The sequence below is a fragment of the Dickeya dadantii NCPPB 898 genome, from assembly GCF_000406145.1.
GTDB classification, from domain to species: Bacteria; Pseudomonadota; Gammaproteobacteria; order Enterobacterales; family Enterobacteriaceae; genus Dickeya; species Dickeya dadantii.
Genome location: NZ_CM001976.1, coordinates 2988334 through 3008713 on the forward strand (window position 1 = coordinate 2988334; position 20380 = coordinate 3008713).

The 20380-nt window shown below is 52.4% G+C and carries 16 protein-coding genes and 1 tRNA gene; 7 read left to right on the forward strand and 10 right to left on the reverse strand.

What is annotated here, in order from left to right; genetic code table 11:
- Nucleotides 1–94: 94 nt before the first annotated feature.
- Complete coding sequence (locus DDA898_RS13570; protein WP_038911465.1) at nucleotides 95–1579, forward strand: PepSY-associated TM helix domain-containing protein; 1485 nt, start codon at nucleotides 95–97, stop codon at nucleotides 1577–1579.
- A 78-nt stretch (nucleotides 1580–1657) separates the two neighbouring features.
- Here the strand turns inward: DDA898_RS13570 and DDA898_RS13575 are convergent, their stop codons facing one another.
- Nucleotides 1658–3322 (reverse strand): methyl-accepting chemotaxis protein, encoded by a 1665-nt coding sequence (locus DDA898_RS13575; RefSeq protein ID WP_038911466.1) that lies wholly within the window; start codon nucleotides 3320–3322, stop codon nucleotides 1658–1660.
- Nucleotides 3323–4426: 1104 nt separating this feature from the next.
- Nucleotides 4427–4702 (reverse strand): hypothetical protein, encoded by a 276-nt coding sequence (locus DDA898_RS13580; protein WP_013318461.1) that lies wholly within the window; start codon nucleotides 4700–4702, stop codon nucleotides 4427–4429.
- Nucleotides 4703–5317: 615 nt separating this feature from the next.
- On the opposite strand from DDA898_RS13580, the gene DDA898_RS13585 reads away from it, so the two are divergent.
- Nucleotides 5318–5503 (forward strand): GhoT/OrtT family toxin, encoded by a 186-nt coding sequence (locus DDA898_RS13585; protein ID WP_013318465.1) that lies wholly within the window; start codon nucleotides 5318–5320, stop codon nucleotides 5501–5503.
- A 145-nt stretch (nucleotides 5504–5648) separates the two neighbouring features.
- Here the strand turns inward: DDA898_RS13585 and matP are convergent, their stop codons facing one another.
- Complete coding sequence (matP, locus tag DDA898_RS13590) at nucleotides 5649–6113, reverse strand: macrodomain Ter protein MatP (RefSeq protein ID WP_013318466.1); 465 nt, start codon at nucleotides 6111–6113, stop codon at nucleotides 5649–5651.
- Between the two features lie 210 nt (nucleotides 6114–6323).
- On the opposite strand from matP, the gene DDA898_RS13595 reads away from it, so the two are divergent.
- Both DDA898_RS13595 and fabA read left to right on the forward strand, forming a co-directional pair.
- Nucleotides 6324–8054 (forward strand): AAA family ATPase, encoded by a 1731-nt coding sequence (locus DDA898_RS13595; protein WP_038901533.1) that lies wholly within the window; start codon nucleotides 6324–6326, stop codon nucleotides 8052–8054.
- Between the two features lie 90 nt (nucleotides 8055–8144).
- A complete protein-coding gene (fabA, locus tag DDA898_RS13600) occupies nucleotides 8145–8663 on the forward strand; it encodes a bifunctional 3-hydroxydecanoyl-ACP dehydratase/trans-2-decenoyl-ACP isomerase (protein ID WP_013318468.1) in 519 nt (172 codons plus the stop codon).
- Nucleotides 8664–8862: 199 nt separating this feature from the next.
- On the opposite strand, the gene betA is transcribed toward fabA, so the two are convergent.
- The 3 genes from betA to betI are packed head-to-tail and all read right to left on the reverse strand — an operon-like array spanning nucleotide 8863 to nucleotide 12637.
- Complete coding sequence (gene betA / locus DDA898_RS13605) at nucleotides 8863–10530, reverse strand: choline dehydrogenase (protein WP_038912579.1); 1668 nt, start codon at nucleotides 10528–10530, stop codon at nucleotides 8863–8865.
- Nucleotides 10531–10547: 17 nt separating this feature from the next.
- A complete protein-coding gene (gene betB, locus DDA898_RS13610) occupies nucleotides 10548–12020 on the reverse strand; it encodes a betaine-aldehyde dehydrogenase (protein ID WP_038911467.1) in 1473 nt (490 codons plus the stop codon).
- A 2-nt stretch (nucleotides 12021–12022) separates the two neighbouring features.
- Complete coding sequence (gene betI / locus DDA898_RS13615; RefSeq protein WP_013318471.1) at nucleotides 12023–12637, reverse strand: transcriptional regulator BetI; 615 nt, start codon at nucleotides 12635–12637, stop codon at nucleotides 12023–12025.
- A 284-nt stretch (nucleotides 12638–12921) separates the two neighbouring features.
- On the opposite strand from betI, the gene DDA898_RS13620 reads away from it, so the two are divergent.
- The 3 genes from DDA898_RS13620 to DDA898_RS13630 all read left to right on the forward strand — a co-directional run bounded on the left by DDA898_RS13620 (nucleotide 12922) and on the right by DDA898_RS13630 (nucleotide 15882).
- A complete protein-coding gene (locus tag DDA898_RS13620) occupies nucleotides 12922–13560 on the forward strand; it encodes an RpiB/LacA/LacB family sugar-phosphate isomerase (protein WP_013318472.1) in 639 nt (212 codons plus the stop codon).
- A gap of 186 nt (nucleotides 13561–13746) precedes the next feature.
- Nucleotides 13747–13836 (forward strand) — tRNA-Ser (locus DDA898_RS13625).
- 441 nt (nucleotides 13837–14277) lie between these two features.
- Complete coding sequence (locus DDA898_RS13630; RefSeq protein WP_013318473.1) at nucleotides 14278–15882, forward strand: methyl-accepting chemotaxis protein; 1605 nt, start codon at nucleotides 14278–14280, stop codon at nucleotides 15880–15882.
- Nucleotides 15883–15950: 68 nt separating this feature from the next.
- Here DDA898_RS13630 and phoH read toward each other — a convergent pair whose 3' ends face one another.
- The 4 genes from phoH to DDA898_RS13650 form a co-directional block, all read right to left on the reverse strand.
- Nucleotides 15951–16739 (reverse strand): phosphate starvation-inducible protein PhoH, encoded by a 789-nt coding sequence (gene phoH, locus DDA898_RS13635; RefSeq protein WP_013318474.1) that lies wholly within the window; start codon nucleotides 16737–16739, stop codon nucleotides 15951–15953.
- 531 nt (nucleotides 16740–17270) lie between these two features.
- Nucleotides 17271–17783: a flagella biosynthesis regulatory protein FliZ gene (fliZ, locus tag DDA898_RS13640; RefSeq protein ID WP_013318475.1), complete on the reverse strand. Its 513-nt coding sequence runs from the start codon at nucleotides 17781–17783 to the stop codon at nucleotides 17271–17273.
- 54 nt (nucleotides 17784–17837) lie between these two features.
- Nucleotides 17838–18560 carry an RNA polymerase sigma factor FliA gene (locus tag DDA898_RS13645; protein ID WP_013318476.1) on the reverse strand — a complete coding sequence of 241 codons (723 nt, stop codon included), beginning with the start codon at nucleotides 18558–18560 and terminating at the stop codon, nucleotides 17838–17840.
- 379 nt (nucleotides 18561–18939) lie between these two features.
- A complete protein-coding gene (locus DDA898_RS13650; RefSeq protein WP_038911468.1) occupies nucleotides 18940–20367 on the reverse strand; it encodes a hypothetical protein in 1428 nt (475 codons plus the stop codon).
- Nucleotides 20368–20380: the final 13 nt, after the last annotated feature.

Genomic DNA, 20380 nt, shown 5'->3' on the forward strand with positions numbered 1-20380 from the left:
GTTTTTATCGCCAGATACCGTTGAACAATCGTGCCTGTCGACAGGAGAAATATTCGTCTTTGTCGGCTGCTGGCTTACCCTATCCGGAGGTTTTATGTCCGAGTCGAAAACCGAGACATCCTTCATTCAGGGGGGTGCGGTTACTAACGCACCGCCCGCGTACGATACGTATCGCAACAGTCGGGTCCGCTCACAACGCGTAGCGTTGCAAGCATTGCTGATGCGGTTGCATTTTTATATCGGGTTATTTGTTGGCCCGTTCATCTTTATCGCGGCGCTGACCGGCACGTTGTACGTGCTGACGCCGCAGATTGAATCAAAGCTCTATTCTCATCAGTTGTTTACCAACACGGTGGGAACGCCCCAGTTGCTGTCGCAACAAATAACGGCGGCGACCCATGCGCTGGGCGATAAGGCGCAACACGCCCGGCTGATCGCCGTTCGCCCAGCGCCGGAAGCCGGACAGACAACACGGGTGATGTTTTCCCTGCCGGATCTCGGTTCATCCGAAAGTTTTGCGGTATTTGTGGACCCGGTATCGCTCGATATCCGTGGCGCGCTCACGGTCTATGGCACCAGCGGTATTCTGCCGTTTCGCACTAGTTTGGATTATCTGCACCGTAGTCTGTTGCTGGGCGACATCGGCCGAAACTACAGCGAGCTGGCCGCTTCCTGGCTATGGATTGCCGCGTTGGGCGGCCTGTATATCTGGATCTCGACCCGCAAAAACCATTCTCGCCCACGCCGTCACCCCGCCGCAGAACGCCTGAGCCCGGTCCGGCAACGTCAGCGGTTACGTGGCAATCACGCGGCTACCGGCCTGCTGCTGCTGGTTGGGTTGCTATTCTTTTCGGCAACCGGCCTGACCTGGTCGCGCTGGGCCGGCGATAACGTCGCCCAGCTTCGTGCGGTCATGGGCTGGCAGACGCCCTCGGTCAATACCCGCCTTGATACCGCGTCTGCGCCTCTTCCCTCAGCGCATGCAGAACACGACATGATGTCGATGCCAATGCACCCGGCGGCCTTCCAGGCCGCGCCGCAAACCTTTGATAGCGTACTGGCCGCCGCCAGAGCCGCGGGAATTGATGCCGGGAAAATAGAGATTCGCCCGGCGGCCAGGCCTGAACGGGCGTGGACCGTTAGCGAAATTGATCGGGCATGGCCCACGCAGGTTGACGCCGTGGCGGTTGACCCGATGACGTTCCGCGTCATCGACAAAGTCAATTTTGCCGACTATCCGTTAGCGGCCAAACTGACGCGCTGGGGGGTCGACGCGCATATGGGGGTACTGTTCGGGCTGCCGAATCAACTGCTGTTGTCGGCATTCGGCCTCGGGCTCTGTTCTCTGATCGTCTGGGGATACCGGATGTGGTGGACTCGGCGACCAACACATCCTTCTTCCCATAATCCACTGCAGACACTGACGACCGCCTTTCTGCAACTGAACGGCCGCTTACGGCTACTGGTGCTGGTTATCGCGGGTGCGCTGGCGGTCAGCCTGCCGGTGATGGGAATCAGCCTGGTCATGTTCCTGTTGGTCGATATCTGGCGCTGGTCGAGGCAGCGTCAAACGGCGTAGCCCCAGTTGACCCGGATGGACAGAAAAAAACCGCAGTCACCATCGACTGCGGTTTTCATTCGACATCAATTATTGCTATTAGAAGGCCGCCCATTCCGGCGTATCAGATGCGTTCGCATCTTTCGCGCCAGGCAACCCGGCCAGCGCCAGCGCTTTTCCTCCTGGCTGCCGTCGCGTTGTCCCTTTGTCGGACCAGTTGTTATTCAGTTTGAACACGCTGACGGTTTTCGCCAGCGTTTGCGCCTGTTCCTGCAGAGAAAGCGCCGCTGCTGCGGACTCTTCCACCAGCGCCGCATTCTGCTGCGTCGTGGTATCGATCTGCCCAATCGCCAGGTTAATCTGGTTGATGCCTTCGCTCTGTTCCAGACTGGCTTTGGCGATTTCCGTGATCACGCCATCAGCATTGTGCGCATTATCAATCACCGCGACCATGGTCTGTTCGGTATTTTCCACCAGCGACATGCCTTCCTGAACTTTCTGCACCGAGTTATCAATCAGTTCTTTGATTTCCTTGGCCGAATTGGCGCTACGCTGCGCCAGCGCCCGGACTTCGCTGGCCACAACGGCGAATCCCCGCCCTTGTTCGCCGGCTCGGGCGGCTTCCACCGCGGCATTCAACGCCAGGATATTGGTCTGGAAAGCGATACTGTCAATAACACCGATGATTTCCGCCATGCGCTGGGACGCGCTGCGGATTTCACGCATTTCCCGAGTGACATCCGCCATCATTTCGCCGCTCTGACGGACAATATCGGAAGCCTGACCCGCCAGCGAAGCCGCGTGCTCCGTATTTGCCGCCGTATTCTTGATAGTGGCGGTCAGTTGTTCAATCGATGCGGCGGTCTGTTCCAGAGAGCTGGCCTGTTCTTCGGTACGGGCGGACAGGTCCTGATTACCGGCGGCAATCTGCGACGCGGCGGAAGAAATAGTTTCAGCCCCATCACGCACCTGACTGACAATACTTCGCAGGCTGTCATTCATTCCATACAACGCCTGCAGCAACTTACCGGTTTCATCCTGCGCACAGGCAGACGCATCGGTAGTCAAATCGCCTTTCGCCACCTTTTCCGCCAGCGTTAACGCCTCCTGCAGCGGCCGCGTCACGCTACGGGTGATCCACCAGGCGATCAGCCCTCCGGCTACGATGCTGATAATGAAAACCAGCCACAAAACCATGCGAATATCGGTATAGCTTCGCTGCACCTCTTCCCGCGCGCTCGTCATCTGGTCATCCTGATAGTCGATGAACTCGGCTACCTTGTCCTTATATTTTTGCTGCAACGACAAAGAAACATTAATCAATTCTGCCACAGCCTCTTGCTTATTACCGCGGCTGGCCAGATCCATCAGTTTATTTCCCGACACGCTATATTCGCTGCGAATCTGTTGAATATCGTTGAGCAGACTGATAGAACGAGCATCTTTGGCACTCTTGTTTAAATCAGCCAGTAAAGCCGTGATCTCTGCAGAATATCCTTTGATTTCTTCGTTCTTACGTTTAATATCCGCATTAGAATCCAGCATTAATATTAGCTGTTGCCCTAACAGAGCATTATTCAGTTCATCGATCAGCTGATTCCCTTTTGCCGTCAGCGGATAAAGCTCGGAAACGGTATAATCCATCTTACGGTTAAAATCGCTCAGATTACTTAATGCCACCGCCCCTGCGATCAGCAGCATAATGATAAGAAATGAAAATCCGATTGCCAGTCTATAGCCTATTTTAAAATTAGAAAAACTCATTACAAGCCCCTTTAATAAAATCCTTTCGATTACAATCCAATTAAAAATCGAGTGGCAAATAATTTATATTTACCAGGCTCCATACCTTAAGAAAGTCATTCCATTGCAAGATGGGCCATCGGCAAGCCATCTCGACCCGGATAGTCGGGAAACAGGGTGAGGTAACAGCACAGAGCTCTTACCTGCATGCCATGCAGCAGAGTCTGTATGATGGAACCCGGTATGGGTGAAAGTCGAACCAATCCAGTTGACGCAATGTGCACGCCAACGCGTTATTCCAGTCCTGGAAATCATTTTATCCTCCATGATCATCAATTCCCGCCATCAATCGGCAGGTGAAGTAACCATGCCACGGTTCAGGCCAAAACCTAAACCGCGGCACGGTTATTTATTCCGGCTATTGATTAACAATAATCGGATGCGGCATCCTGCCATCCCCATTATCAGCGCAATCACATTGTCGTAGACCACGCTGATAGCGGATTGTTTCACATTATAAAAGGAATGGTAAGTGCGTTGTTGTGAATACAAAAAAAAATCTTACAGAATTTTCTACCTCATCACGTGATAACACGCGTGACTGTTCATGCAAGAAATACCCTTACGCCAAAAAATTTTTCTTCTGAAATTAGCGTCAGTCTACGATAGAACAGAAAAATGCTCGACGAATTTTGGGAAAACCAGTCAAATATTTACGCTTTCAGGATAATTTTCTAACAGAAAAGTGAATCTTATTTCATTCAGATATCTTTTTTGTGTTACATGCTTTGTGATTATTGCCTGCCATTATGCGCTATGGGTTTCACCTGGTTTTGAAGGATTATCATCCGGAGAGTATCACTTTCCCGCCATTTATCGTCTCCTTTATGGTTGAGTAGGTGCAACGCAATAAGAATTCCGTCAGATTATCTGCAATCGTCGCCTACGATCTTGTCACGCACAGGTATCGCTCACGTTGCCACAGGCGCTTTCGCCCCTGATATCTGCGATCCGCGAGCCAAAGGAAAAATGGGAGGTTAGGAAGAAACAAAATCAGAGGTGAGATGAATGAAGGAGGAATAGATGCTGTATCCTTACTGCGGATACAGCATACGAGAACCGAAATTACTTCTTCCTGGAAACGCCCTTGCCTTTCAGCAACTGACGAAGTTTTTTGATTTCCTTCGCCGTCAGCGGTTGCTCCACGATCTCTTCCGTATTCTGGCTATCAACGATCTCTGCCTCATCAGCGTCATGGGCATGGTCTTCGATATCAAAACTTTTCAGCAAACGAGCACTGACCTCAGCACTGATCGAGACCTCGTTTTCCAGCGCAGCAGCTTTGATCTTTTCTTTCAGATCCAACGGGATTTTCAGTGACAGACTTGATATCTCGCTCATTTCATTACCTTTATGGCAGGAGAAAATCTCAAGCTATGCCAGTATCCTGACAAAGTCCATACTGAAACAAAAAATTAATATAAATGTCATGAAAACCACAAAAAAATATAAAAAAATCATACTTTGGATGTGATATATATCTCAGTTTTATCTCACATTTTTCATCCAGGCTTTTATCTTTATCAAATCGACTATCTGCGCCGGATCGATTTAACATTTCCATCTATCCGTTCCACCGGTAAATAAATAGCCGCTGGAAAAATTATCAATCGAGGTTCGGATTCTTCTGGATCTGTATTCTTTGACACGTCCGTCAAAAATAAATGAGAACTCCGCGTAATATTATTACAAGGAATGCATAGCTGACCGATGGCGCTCACAACGCTATGCCATGCCGTTAACACTTAACGTTGTTAACATTTAACTGGCACATCAACCGGCGGATGCAGATAACGGTTAGCCGCCGCGTTGACGAGAACCAAAGTGTCCCGCCAACGCCCGCACAGCAGGGGTTGTCTATCGGCGAGCTCATCCAGGCATCGGGCAGGTTAATCGATTGATCGAAAAGTTTTAACAGCATAGAATACGCGCCCCTGTAACCATAAGGAAGTAAATGTGTCACACCATCACCTGTGGGAAATGATCAGAATCCTCTATTTCCTGGGCCTTTCGGTCTCGACGCTATTTACTTTTTTTATGAGCAAAGATAATTCTCTGACCATGCGCTTTCTGGCATCTATATTAATCGGCGTCACCTGGCCATTAAGTTTTCCCGTGGTCATCGTTTTTTCATTTTTTTAATTATTATCACTTAATGAATTAGCAGACATGATATTTGCAGCCCGGTTCAACTGCGGGTAGCACGGAGAGAAAAGAACACCAGCGCTGATGCGGGTTCGGTGTTAATAATCAGACCGCGTCCTGCCGCCGGCATACATTAATTAGGCTATTCGTTTTCCGGCGGCTGGCTCAACATCGCTTGCAGATCCTGCCTGAGCAGCGACATCTGGCTGGCATATTTCTCTTTATGCTCCGCGTCTTCAATCAACTGCACGATCGTCTCCGATAGGGTAATGCCGCGGCGTTGCGCCAGCGCCGCCAGGCGCTGCCAGACCAGATATTCAAGATCGATGGATTTTTTGCGGGTATGCTGGTGCTCTGCGTTGAAGTGCCTTTTGCGCCGGGCGCGAATCGTCTGTTTCATGCGGTTTTCCAGCGCCGGATTCATGCACTGTGCAATCCACTCCAGCACCAGCGCTGGCTGGCTTTCCATTTTCAGCAACCGACCTACGGCTTCATCGGCCGCGCTTTGTTCGATAAAGCGCGTAACTGGTTCACCTTCGCGATGTTTTTTGACCAAGTACTTCCACTTCCAGCCGCACTCAAGATTTTTTAGTTGTTGATATTTCATACATTATTCTTTAGTGACCGTGTAACGTGCCTGAACTTGTCTCCATTGTTGCCCGATATTCCCGTTTCAGGCAATGCCTGACTGCCTATTTTTCGTCCAAAAATTCGCCTATAGATGTTCTCTTGTTCGCATCTCCGGACTCAGCGCATATGCAGCCCCAAGAATTCTTGTATAATTGCGGTTTTCCTTTAAACGATTACAGCAGATACTTTGACCAGCAACCGACTCGAATGGCAGCAACTGCTGCCCGATCATACGCCATATCAGACGTTATTCTCCCAGGCAGCCCAACTTGCCCCCGCCGAGTTCTCCGCGGTACAGCCGCGCCTGGCCGATGCGCTAACGATTTTCTGCCATCCCCGCTCGCCTTCCCGCTTCATGTTATTGAAGGCGCAGGAGAACAACGCCTATCTGGCATTGATTGCCAATGCCATCGCTCATCTGCCAGCCCGTCAATCGGAAACGCTGCATGGTAACCGTTATCAGATCGACGGCCGTCAGATCAGTATCCAGCCGGCCCAGTATCCGGACGACAATTTTGCGGCCACCCTGCGCTGCGGCTATCAGGAGTGGATCGAGCCGGAACAGTTGTTTGGCTGCGTGAGGATGTATCAGGACGATATCAGCCTACAGCCCGGCCTGCTCCATCGCGTCAACGGCGGCACGTTGATTCTGTCCGCCCGAACATTGCTGGCTCAGCCGCTGATGTGGCTGCGACTCAAGCAGATCATTATTGACGGTCAGTACCACTGGCTGTCTCCCGACGAACGGCGGCCCTTGCCGGTGGCTATTCCACCGATGCCTGTCGATCTGCGTCTGATTGTGCTCGGCGATCGTGAAAGCCTTGGCGATATCCATGAGATGGAGCCGGAGCTGGGCGAACTGGCAATCTATGGCGAATTTGAATCACAATTGCAACTGATCGAACCCGAAGACATGGTGCACTGGTGTTCCTACATCAATGCGCTCTGTCTGGAAAACCAGTTGCCGCTGCTGGCCGCCGATGCCTGGCCGGAACTGTTTACGCTGGCGGTGCGTTACAGCGGCGATCAGGGTAATGTCCCCTTGTGCCCGCAATGGCTGCTCCATCAACTCAAACACGCCGCGCTCTATGCCCGTGAGGAAGACATCACCGGACAGGCTATTATTGATGCCGTGACCGCGCGCCGCTGGCGTGAAGGTTACTTGTCCGAACGGATGCAGGACGAAATCGAGCTTGGTCAAATCTTGATCGAAACCGAAGGCGACATGATCGGTCAGGTTAACGGTCTGTCGGTGCTGGAGTATCCCGGTTATCCGCTGATGTTCGGCGAACCGACCCGCATCAGTTGCGTGGTGCATCCCGGCGACGGCGAACTGACCGACGTCGAGCGCAAAGCCGAACTGGGCGGCAATCTGCATGCCAAAGGCATGATGATTATGCAGGCGTTCCTGATTTCCGAGCTGGAACTGGAACAGCAGTTGCCATTCTCCGCATCGATTGTATTTGAACAGTCCTACAGCGAAGTCGATGGCGACAGCGCCTCGCTGGCTGAGCTCAGCGCGCTGGTCAGCGCGCTATCGCTGCTCCCCATCAATCAACAACTGGCCGTGACCGGTTCTGTCGACCAGTTTGGGCACGTGCAACCGATCGGCGGCGTTAACGAAAAGATCGAAGGATTTTTCGAAGTATGCCAGCGCCGTGGTCTGACCGGCAAACAGGGTGTGATCATTCCTGCGACCAATCAGCGTCATTTGTGTTTGCAGCCGGAAGTGGTCGACGCGGTACGCGAAGGACAATTCCATATCTATGTTGTAGATTCAGTGGCCGAAGCGCTAATGCTGTTAACCCAAATGCCGTACGATGACGATCGGCAACCCAGTCTATTGGCGGCTATCCGCGAGCGAATCGCGCAGTTGGCGCCTCCGGAACGCCGTCGCTTCCCGTGGTTTTTCCGTTGAGGAAACTGGTTGGGCCAGAAGCAACAGACTTGCTCAGCGTACATCTGTACGCTAACCTGCGTGCTCCACAAAAACAGGGCTTATAGAAACATGGTAGACAAACGCGATTCCTATTCCAAAGAAGACCTTTTCGCCAGCGGACGCGGTGAACTGTTTGGGCCGCTGGGGCCACAACTGCCGGCTGGCAACATGCTGATGATGGATCGTGTCATTTCGATGACCGAAGAAGGCGGTCTGCATGGAAAAGGCTATGTGGAAGCAGAACTGGATATCCGTCCGGATCTGTGGTTTTTCGGTTGCCACTTTATCGGCGATCCGGTGATGCCAGGCTGCCTGGGTCTGGATGCCATGTGGCAGTTGGTAGGCTTCTATCTCGGCTGGCTGGGTGGCGAAGGAAAAGGCCGCGCGCTGGGCGTAGGCGAAGTGAAATTCACCGGTCAGGTGCTGCCAGAAGCGAAAAAAGTGACTTATCGCATTCACTTTAAACGCGTTATCAACCGTAGGCTGATCATGGGTATCGCTGATGGTGAAGTTCTGGTGGACGGTCGTCTCATCTATACCGCAACCGACCTAAAAGTGGGTCTGTTTAAAGACACCAGTACCTTCTGATAGCAGATAAAACGCGGCTATAACGCCGCGTTTTGCTATGAAGGGCGATTCCTGCGCGGGTTGATGCCCCACCTCTCGACACGCCAGCTGCTTTTTTATCTGCGATTTTCCGGCGCGACCATTCGCCGTATGATTGTTCCCTCCACGACGACTTTCCTTATGACTACATGCCGCGTAGCGGATGATTTCTGTTGATGGTTTATGCCGGATGAGCCAATGCGGAACTCGCAACATAAAAATCCGCCTCGCTGGGTGGTAACGGCGTACATCCGCGAATCCGATCGGCGATCTTCTCCGCCATCATGATCGTGGTGGCGTTGAGGTTGCCGGTGATAATCTGCGGCATGATCGATGCATCCACCACCCGCAATCCGGAAAGCCCGTGCACTCGTCCCTGACCATCCACCACTGCCATTGCATCCTGCCCCATTTTGCAGGAACAGCAAGGATGATAGGCGGTTTCCGCCTGCCGGCGAATAAAGGCATCCAGTTCCCTGTCGCTCTGCGCCTGCGGCCCCGGGCTAATTTCACTTCCCCGATAACGATCCAATGCCGGTTGCGACATGATTTCCCGGGTAATGCGAATCGCCGCGCGAAATTCCTGCCAGTCCTGTTCGGTCGACATATAGTTGAACAGAATACTCGGATGCTGACGCGGGTCGCGGGATCGCAAATGGATGCGGCCGCGGCTTGGCGAACGCATCGATCCGACATGCGCCTGGAACCCATGCTCACGCACGGCCTGAGAACCGTTGTAATTGATCGCCACCGGTAAAAAATGGAATTGCAGATTGGGCCAGTCAACGGCCGCGCTGCTGCGGATAAACCCGCCGGCTTCAAACTGATTGCTGGCGCCGATGCCGGTGCCGAGAAATAACCATTCGGCGCCGATCTTCGGCTGATTGATCCACTTCAACGCCGGATAAAGCGAAACCGGCTGTTTACAGCGGTACTGCAGATACATTTCCAGATGATCATGGAGATTCTGCCCGACACCCGGCAAATGCTGCACCAACGGAATATCCAGACTGCGCAACACATCCGCCGGCCCGACGCCGGAACGCTGCAATATCTGCGGCGAGGCGATCGCTCCCGCGCACAGCAGGACTTCTCGCCGGGCGAAAACCTGTTGCGGCTGATTGCCGTCGCCACGCAGATAACTGACGCCGATGGCCTGCTTGCCGTCGAACAGGAGGCGATCGGTCAGCGCATGGGTCACAATGGTCAGGTTCGGGCGCCCCCGCGCCATGTCCAGATAACCGCGTGCGGTGCTGGAGCGGCGTCCGTCAGGGGTTACCGTGCGATCCATGGGGCCAAACCCTTCCTGCTGATAGCCGTTCAGGTCATCCGTACACGGATAACCAGCCTGTACGCCTGCGGCGACCATCGCATGAAAAAGCTCGTTGTTTCCCGCTTTGGGTGTCGTCACACACAACGGACCTTGATCGCCATGATAAGCATCGGCGCCGCTGTCGCGCCGTTCCGCCAGGCGAAAATACGGCAGGCAGTCGCGGTAGTGCCAGTCCGCCAGACCGGGCATGCTCGCCCAGTGTTCAAAATCCATGGCGTTGCCGCGAATGTAGCACATGCCATTAATCAGCGACGAACCGCCCAATCCTTTACCTCGGCCGCACTCCATGCGCCGGTTATCCATATGCGGTTCCGGATCGGTTTCATAGGCCCAGTTATAACGCCGCCCCTTTAATGGCCAGGCCAACGCGGCCGGCATCTGAGTCCGAAAATCCAGCCGGTAGTCCGGTCCGCCCGCCTCCAGCAGCAGAACGCTGACATCCGGGTCTTCCGTCAATCGGGCGGCCAGTACGTTACCGGCAGAGCCGGCGCCAATAATGATGTAGTCATAATCCATGTCATCCTCCGTCAGCATTAAAAAATCGGCTTGAAATCTCCCAGTTCGACCTGAATGGATTTGGTTTGGGTGTAGCTTTGCAGCGTGACGATGCCATTTTCACGCCCGATGCCCGAGTGCTTGTAACCGCCGACCGGCATTTGCACCGGCGATTCCCCCCAGGTGTTGATCCAGCCGATCCCGGCCTGCAGCTGCTGGATAACCCGATGCGCCCGACTGATGTCTCGCGTCACCACGCCAGCCGCCAGCCCATAATCGCTAGCATTAGCGCGTCGAATCACCTCGTCCTCATCGCTATATGTGAGGATGCTCATCACCGGCCCGAAAATCTCTTCGCGTACGATAATCATGTCATCCCGGCAATCGGTGAACACCGTCGGAGCCACCCAGGCGCCACGCGCGAATGCCTCGCCTTCCGGCACGCCGCCTCCGGTCAACAATCTGGCGCCTTGAGCTTTGCCAAGTTCGATGTAACGCAGCACCGACTCCCGATGGGCAGCGCTCGCCAGCGGACCAAAATTCACCGCCGGGTCGGTCGGCTCACCCATACGGATACGGGCTACGCGCTCAAGAATTTTGCGTTCAAAAGCCGGCTTCAGCGCCGTCGGGATAAATACCCGCGTACCATTGGTGCACACCTGTCCGCTACTGAAAAAATTGGCCGCCATGGCGATATCGGCAGCCCGATCCAGATCGGCGTCATCAAAAATGATCAGCGGCGATTTGCCGCCCAGTTCCAGGGTCACCGCTTTAAGGCTGGACTCGGCGGCATTCGCCATCACCGTTTTGCCGCTAACCACGCCGCCGGTAAAAGACACTTTGGCGATGCCGGGATGGCGCGTCAGCGCCTGACCAACGCGCTTTCCGCTGCCGGTCAGCACATTAAATACACCCGCCGGTAGCCCCGCTTCATGGTAGATCTCCGCCAGTTGCAAAGTTGTCAGTGAGGTCACCTCGCTGGGTTTAAAGATCATGGCATTGCCCGCCGCCAGCGCAGGGGCGGATTTCCAGAGCGCGATCTGAATCGGGTAATTCCAGGCGCCAATCGCCGCCACCACGCCCAACGGTTCTCGCCGGGTATAGACAAAGGACAAGTCGCGCAGCGGGATCTGCTGTCCTTCCAGCGACGGCGCCAGCCCGGCGTAATACTCCAGCACATCAGCCCCGGTGGCGATGTCTACCGTTCGGGTTCCCGCCAGCGGTTTGCCGGTATCGTGGGTTTCCATCAGCGCCAGTTCATCATTACGTTCGCGCAGTATCGCCACGGCGCGCTGCAATACTCGCGCCCGTTGCATCGCGGTCATCGCCGCCCACAGCTGCTGTCCATGCTGCGCAGATGTAACCGCCCGCTCAATGTCGCCGGCCGTGGCTTCCTGTAACTGGGCAATAACCTCGCCCGTCGCCGGGTTGACGGCAGGAAATCTGTCGCGGCCGTCGCTATTGACCCGCTCTCCGTGGATAAACAACGGCTGTAAACCATAAAGTGACATGATCAGTTCTCCTGTTCAGGTACGGCGCAAGGCGCCGTCTTCAGCAGACAGTCGATAAAGTGGCAGGCCACCGCCAAAGGCTCCTCCCGACTTCCCCCGTTGTCGCTCAACGCACTGCGCAGCCATAATCCGTCAATCAACCCCGCCAGACCTCTTGCCGCGCGGCGTGCCTCTTCACGCGGCAAGCAGCGACGAAATTCGACACACAGGTTGGAATAGAGCCTGCGACTACTGACGCGCTGTAGCCGGTAAAGATTGGGGGAATGCATGCTGCTGGCCCAAAAGGCCAGCCAGGTTTTCATCGCAGCCGCGTTGGTCTGGCTCGCATCGAAATTACCCGCCACCATCGCCCGCAAACGTAATTTGGGATCGTCGGAGGTCAGTGCGGTCAGGCGCGTCCTGACGGCGGTACCCAGTAGGCGCAGCAGATGACGCATGGTGGCGTCAAGCAGGCCATTCTTGTCCTGAAAATAGTGGCTGATGATGCCGTTAGAAACGCCTGCCCGCCGGGCAATCTGCGCAATGGACGCCTCATGTAGCCCGACTTCGTCAATCGCCATCAACGTGGCGTCAATCAATTGCTGTCGCCTGATCGGTTGCATCCCGACTTTGGGCATAAACACCTCCTGCCGCGGACGCAGTACGGCTACGTCCGCCGAATTGTTGTCTGGTTATCAGGGTCCATTGAAACTTTTTTTAATTGAACGATCAATCAAAAATAAATCGACCGGCGAGTAATCGCAGAAGTGACGACGACCGCGAGAGATCGATCAGGTCACGTTTTTGCGATCAATTCCGGATTCTGGTGGTTTGCGGTTTCCGGCGAGCAAGGTATACTGGGCTATCGAAATGAAATAGTGTTTTAAAAAATGCAGTTGTCCGCACATATAAAGGAACGAACATGAAAATTGCACTGATTAACGAGAACAGCCAGGCCGCAAAGAACGCGATCATCGCCGCTGCCCTGTCCAAAGCCGTTGAACCGCAAGGTCACACCGTATACAACTACGGTCAATATGCTGTTGAAGACGCCGCGCAGCTGACCTACATCCAGAACGGTATTCTGACTGCCATCCTGCTGAACTCCGGTGCCGCTGATTTCGTGGTCACGGGTTGCGGTACCGGTCAGGGTGCCATGCTGGCCTGTAACTCTTTCCCGGGTGTGATCTGTGGTCTGGTTGTTGACCCGTCTGACGCTTACCTGTTCTCCCAGATCAACAACGGTAACGCGGTTTCCCTGCCTTACGCCAAAGGCTTTGGCTGGGGCGCCGAGCTGAATCTGGAAAACCTGTTCACTCAGCTGTTCAAAGAAGAAGGCGGCCGCGGCTACCCGAGCGATCGCGTAGTCCCGCAGCAGCGTAACAAGAAAATCCTGGATGCTGTGAAAGAAGTGACCTATCGGGATCTGATCACCATTCTGAAAGGTCTGGATCAGGATCTGGTCAAAGGCGCTATCGCCGGTCCGAAATTCCAGGAATACTTCTTCGCTAACAGCACCAACGCTGAGCTGACCAGCTACATTAAATCCCTGCTGAACTAATTCGCCGGGTACTCGTTTATTGCGACCACCGCTCCGGCGGTGGTTTTTTTTTTGCCGGTGATTCTGCCGACTTTCGACTGGGTCGAACAACAGTTAGCCAGACGTTTCAAAAGCCTGAAATACTGCTTGACCATAACTGGGCGACTCCCTATAGTAGCGCCCCGTTGCCCCTTACGGCGACGATCCGGTGAGGTGTCCGAGTGGCTGAAGGAGCACGCCTGGAAAGTGTGTATACGTGAAAACGTATCGAGGGTTCGAATCCCTCCCTCACCGCCAGATTAAAAACAAAAACCCCACGACGCAAGTCTGGGGTTTTTGTTTTTAAACCGATGACGGGACGGACGAGAGCCATTAAGAGGTCGGTAAGACCCGACAATATTGTGGCAGTTGATGTTCACGAAAAAGATGAACCATCCGTTAAAAATAGGAAATATTCGCATTCCTTTATATAACGAACTGCCAATCCGCTCTCTTTGACACTACCCTCCTTAGGATACAACGGCTATATTAGCCAGATACTAAACAACTCTTTGATATAAAAATAAAACAATCGAACCCCCCTATTAATCACCCAGCTTATATTTGCTTGCGAGACGTAAATAAAAATCGCTTTTTTATTGCCATTAATGTTCACTTAATCTAAATAAAATAAATTCATCGTTGTAAGATAATTATACTTTTTTATCTCCATCCTCATTTCTGGCGGAGCATTCCAACATGACCATTGTGAAAAAATTAGCTATCGCAATCAGTATTTTTTCGCTGGCGCTGATTAGCGTAGGCGGTTTTGGTCTTCATTCACTTAGCCAGTCAAAAGATCGTCTGGAATATGTGATGACTAACACATTACCCAGCCTTGATAATCTGGTGAAATCGAATAACGCATTAAACGATGCACGTAGCGATCTGGCGCTTATTTTTCTCACCCGGGAAGATCAGCAACGTAATACCTTAAAACGCGCGCTTGATGATTCTCTGAGCAGCGTTGAAAAACTGAATGCTACATATAAAAAGGATCTGGTTTCTGATAGCAAAGATGCGCAGATGGCCAGTGATAATCTGCAATATCTGAGCGACTTCCGTGCCGCCAAAGATAAGCTGTTTCAGCAGTCCCAAACCGATACTCAGGCCGCGGAGAAAGCCTTCGCCTCTCAGGGCTATGTCACGCTGGCTCAGGAGAAACTGGTAAAAGGCTTTCAGGCTCAGTACGACTACAACGTAGATCTGGCTGGTGGACTGCAGGAACAAAATAACACCAGTTTCAAACAGGCTTTCTTCGGGCTGGTCGGGTTGATTGTGGTCGCCCTGCTCGCCGCCGGTACCTTGTCCACGGTGATTATCAGCTATGTGCGTGCCAGCCTGAACGCCCTGCGTCAGACGCTGATTTCCGTCAGTGAAAATCTGGATTTGACCCTGCAAGCCGACACCAGAAAGAATGATGAAATCGGCCAAACCGCCAGCGCCTTTAACAACCTGATTCAGCGATTCGCCACCGTTCTGACCGACGTGCGTTCCGCCAGCGAAAGCGTTTCAACGGCATCCGGCGAAATCGCCGCCGCCAATGAAGACCTCTCATCCAGAACGGAAGAGCAAGCCTCTTCGCTGGCGCAGACCGCCGCCAGTATGCATGAAATCTCGTCCACCATCGAAAGCAACGTTGACAATACTTCCCAAGCCAATCGGCTGGGTCAGCAAGCAAGCGTCGCGGTCCAGCATGGCGATGAAGCGGTGCAGCGTATGATGCACGCAATGGACGAGATCGCTAACGGGTCCGCAAAAGTAGCCGATATCACCAACCTGATTGAGGGTATCGCCTTCCAGACCAACATTCTGGCGCTGAATGCCGCCGTGGAAGCCGCCCGGGCGGGTGAACATGGCCGTGGCTTCGCGGTGGTGGCCGGCGAGGTCCGCACGCTGTCCCAGCGCTCCTCATCCGCCGCCAAAGAGATCAAGACCCTAATCGACAGTGCGATTGCCGCCGTAAAACATGGCGCGCTACAGGCTGATGAAGTCCGCGATGCCATCAGCAACGTGAAAGGCGTGATTCAGAACGTATCCAGCCTGGTCAACGAAGTGTCGCTGGCATCGGAAGAACAAAGCCGCGGCATATCCCAGATTAACACCGCCATCAACCAGATGGAGGCTGTCACACAGCAGAATGCCGCGATGGTGGAACAAGCCTCCTCGGCGGCCGATTCGCTTAACGAGCAGGCCACCAAATTGCGCCAGTCGGTGGAAACCTTCAAACTAAACGGGAACGCGCATTTTATTGACGCCCATACCATGAACGACATACACCCTTTGCGCCTCGGCAATCACTGATTGACCGGAGGTTACGGTGAAAAAAAGGGCTGCTCGCGCAGCCCTTTCGCTTTTACGTCAACCAGGAATCAGGAATACGCCACCAGCGTACGTTGACACAGCTCTGAGCGAACACAGTCCTCCTTGCCAAAGGTGACAATGCCCACCATGCCATCTTCCGTAAATCGCTCCAGCGCGTCGCGCAGACCCGATTTCACGCCGGCTGGCAAGTCACACTGCGTAATATCGCCATTGACGATCACCGTAACATTCTCGCCCAGACGCGTCAGGAACATCTTCATCTGATTGACGGTAACGTTCTGCGCTTCGTCCAGAATCACCACCGCGTTTTCGAACGTCCGCCCGCGCATATAGGCGAATGGAGAGATCTCTACCTTGGCGATTTCCGGCCGCAGGCAGTATTGCAGGAAGGAAGAGCCGAGCCGACGCTGCAACACGTCATACACCGGCCGAAAATAAGGTGCGAATTTCTCCGCGATGTCGCCCGGCAGGAAGCCGAGATCTTCCTCCGCCTGCAATACCGGCCGCGTAACGATAATACGTTCAACCTCTTTATGAAGCAGTGCTTCAGCCGCTTTGGCCGCACTGAGAAACGTTTTGCCACAACCCGCCTCACCGGTGGCAAAGATTAACTGTTTATTTTCTATTGCAGACAAGTAGTGTTCCTGAGCTGGGGTTCGGGCCTCAATCATTGAGGTGTCACGGCTTTCACGCGCCATACCGATAGCTTCAATTCCTCCCAACTGAACCAGAGAAGTGACCGAATCTTCTTCACGCTGACGATGACTGCGCGATTCGCGTCTGATAACACGTTTGGCTTCACGACGCGCTTTGATCACTGCTTTTTGTCTTCCCATAGTGGCACCTTACAGTTTGTTTCACTGACCGTACGACCCTGGGTCGACGGTGTTTTGTTCACAAATGAGGTTGGCTTCCTTATTAAGCCGTAACACAAGTGGAATGAAAAAAGCCGACGCGAAGTTGGCGCTGTCGCCTTTACTGGCATGACGGCGCATTCGGCATCGGCTTTGAGGCATGGAGCGGGAATCACTCCGAGGACCATATCGCAACAAACAGGGGACAGTGAGAAAATGAAGCGGGAGGGAGAGCCTCCGCATCGATGAGGCGGTAAATACGGGCGAATTTGCTGACTATTCCGTCCAGGGAAGGACTCTACCATTCGCGCTCCTCACTGTGACAATAACTATTCGGGTGAATAATGATTGACCGTATCAGGCACCCGACATCTGAGGATGAAATTACCGCCCACAGATGTCATTAAGATGACAGTGCTATATTTTGCCCCGGCATGGCAAGTATTTTCACATCACCATAACATAAAACTATGAGCTGGATTTCCTCCGCCGGTCAGCGGAGGAGCGCGAAGGTTAGTAATGCTTCTGCCAGTGCAGATATTGATCGTACTTCCGCAGAGCGCTGCGGTATGTATTCTGCTCTATATCAGGCAAATAATCGCAAATACGCTGCTGAATATTGCCATCCGAGGAGAAGCTTTCCTGCGGGTAATTCTTCGACAACAGCAATTCATCCAGGCGTCGCAAGCGGATGACATATTCCCGCATCGTGCTATGGCGCACCTCAGTCTGCTCGATCAGATAGTGCGTGAACGCTTTGATATCGAAATAATTGGCGTGTGTATTGCAGGACACTTCACTGCAAAAACGACATAAGGGGATGAGTTCTTCCTGCACAGATTCCCAGATAGTGTTGTCAATCAGCCGGTCCATCATGGCTATCGACTTTTTATTGATGAGCTGATCGCGAAATACCAGCGAAACACGATCCAGTTCCTTGGCACAATTGGCGCAGTGTGTTTGCCTGTGTTTGAAGTCTTTCAAATAACGGCTCAGAAGCTGCTTCTTCCTGGTTGCTTGAGGCATGAGTCCATTCCTGACAGTAGTGTGGGTACAACTACATATCTGCGTGCTCCAAAATTAAACGTCACTCATTAATTTCGCACGCAGACGCTTTATCGCCTGGCTATGCAACTGACTAACGCGAGACTCTCCGACCTCCAGAACCGCCCCAATCTCCTTTAGGTTCAGTTCTTCCTGATAATAGAGGGTCAACACCATTTTCTCTCGCTCTGGTAGGCTTTCAATCGCGTCCATCACTCGCTGGCGTAAATTCACGTCCATCAGTTGATTTAACGGATTGGCTTCCTCATTTCCTTCCAGTAACGCCTCAGCGCTATCCCCATGCTCTTCCCGCCATTCATCGTAAGAAAACAACTGGCTATTGTTGGTATCCAGAAGAATCTGGCGATACTCCTCCAGCGAGATATTCAGGGTTTGGGCCACTTCCTGTTCGGTAGGTGCCCGGCCGAGTGACTGTTCAGCCTGCTGCATTGCCTGCGCGACTTCCCGGGCGTTACGCCTGACACTGCGTGGCGCCCAGTCCCGGCTGCGCAGCTCATCCAGCATCGCGCCACGAATACGTTGCACGGCATAGGTGGTGAATGCCGTGCCCTGCAACGAATCATAACGTTCTACGGCACTGAGCAGCCCGATCCCCCCTGCTTGCAGGAGATCATCGAGCTCGACGCTTGCCGGGAGACGAACCTGTAAGCGTAAGGCTTCATGGCGCACCAGGGGAACATAGCGCTTCCATAATGAATTTTTATCCATTGTGCCTTCAGCGGTATACAGTTCGCTCACAGTGATAAATACCTATAAAATTAAGGTGCTCAGTAACATTATGCGTTTAGCATACTATGGCAATCGGCAGAATAGGTGTAGAAAAAAGGCTTTTTTCAGATATGCAGCCGGATTCCCATTTCTGAATATTGTAGCCGCTATAGCGTAAGGTGGGTACCTGCCCCAGTAGAGTAAGCCATTTTTTGTGATGTACAGTTATTGACTGATAATGCAAGAAACTATTAATACAATAATAGTCATTGATGGCAGAAGGGAAATCAGGCTACTTGCAAACGCCTACGGTGATAAACCGTCATTACCGGATAATCAACATAATAAAATATGATTGAGAAATAAGGCCCCATCCCACCGGCGCCTTATTCCTGTTGCTCAGCCAATTTTAGCTATTAAGCTTATTACCATATTTTTCAACAAGATAATCTTTATATTCGGAATAGCGGTTTTGCGCATCCTTGATCGTCGTCACCACCCAGGCGAATGAGCTTTCTCTGTGATTGACGTCACAGACAAAAGACGCATCAATCCGCGCAATATGGGTTGATTCTCCCACCCTATCCAGAACGGCAGACAATGCAACCTGATCCAAAAACCAGACAGCATTATTCTTCATCAAATTATTCCATATAAACAAAGCAACTTTTTTGATGAAACGTCTGGATTCCTCGCCGCCGTTAAGGTAGACAAATCCGGCAATGGCTTTTTCCCAGAACGGTGAACTTTCGCTTTTCGTCAAAGCAATATCCGCTGACGCGACAGTATGCTCGACAAATTGCCAGCCATTTTTCATCAGGCAATCCGCATCGACAATAATCAGCGGCCCTTTAACGGCAGACAACAGATAATTAGCCGCCACAAATCGCCTGCAAGCATAGTGCACATTAATGCCGGGCACATCAGCAATCGATTCAACCGTACAGGAAATATTCAGTTCAGGAAACCGCATCCGTTTCGCTTTAATATCATCAGCCGTCACCTCGTCAATATTATAGACGTGAAGGTGTACATTGAATTTTTCACGGTTGGTTTCATAGAGTGAATAAATCAGATGTACGGCATGCTGATGATAATACTTCACATCACACGCGATAAGTATGGTGGGTTTGTCATTATCATGATCTCTTTTATGTAACCATTGATAATGCTCATAACTGATATTCTCTTTTTTCGATACCAGTGAACTGAAATCAATATATGAGTCAGGATAACCACCGCTCTTGAATATGGTCGAGACGATCATCAGCAAAGTCAGCGGGTCTTCACCAATAAGATAGGAGTTGGCGGTCATTCTTTTGACGAGCAACAACGCATACTCATAATCGTCTTCCAGAATACAGGTGAGCAGCAGAATCTTAAAGATAACAGGGACATCCTGCAGAGCATCCAGGTTGTTCTCGATCAGAGCGACAGCATGTTCTATCGCGCCAATCCGGAACAACAGCTGGATAGAGGCAACCAGATATTCAAGATTCGGCGCCAGCTCTAATACATCGCTAAGATAACTGACAACACTGTCAATATATTCGGCCGGCATATGTACCTGCTGACCGTTCCATTTTTCATCCAGCGCCAGATTAGACAAGGCAATCGCATTCAGCAGCAATTTCAGTGCGCGATCCTGCGCCTCCGGCAAATTGCTCTGACTGGCGGCCAGTTTTTTGTTCAGGGTATAAATATCGCAGCTTCTATTGACAATCACATCAACGATAATTTCTTTCGGCAGGTCGCCAATATCGCCAATCATCAACTCCCGGCTGAACACATCCCGATAATATTGATGTGTCGATTTTACATGCGTGTAGTCCGCCATAAGCAACCTTCAA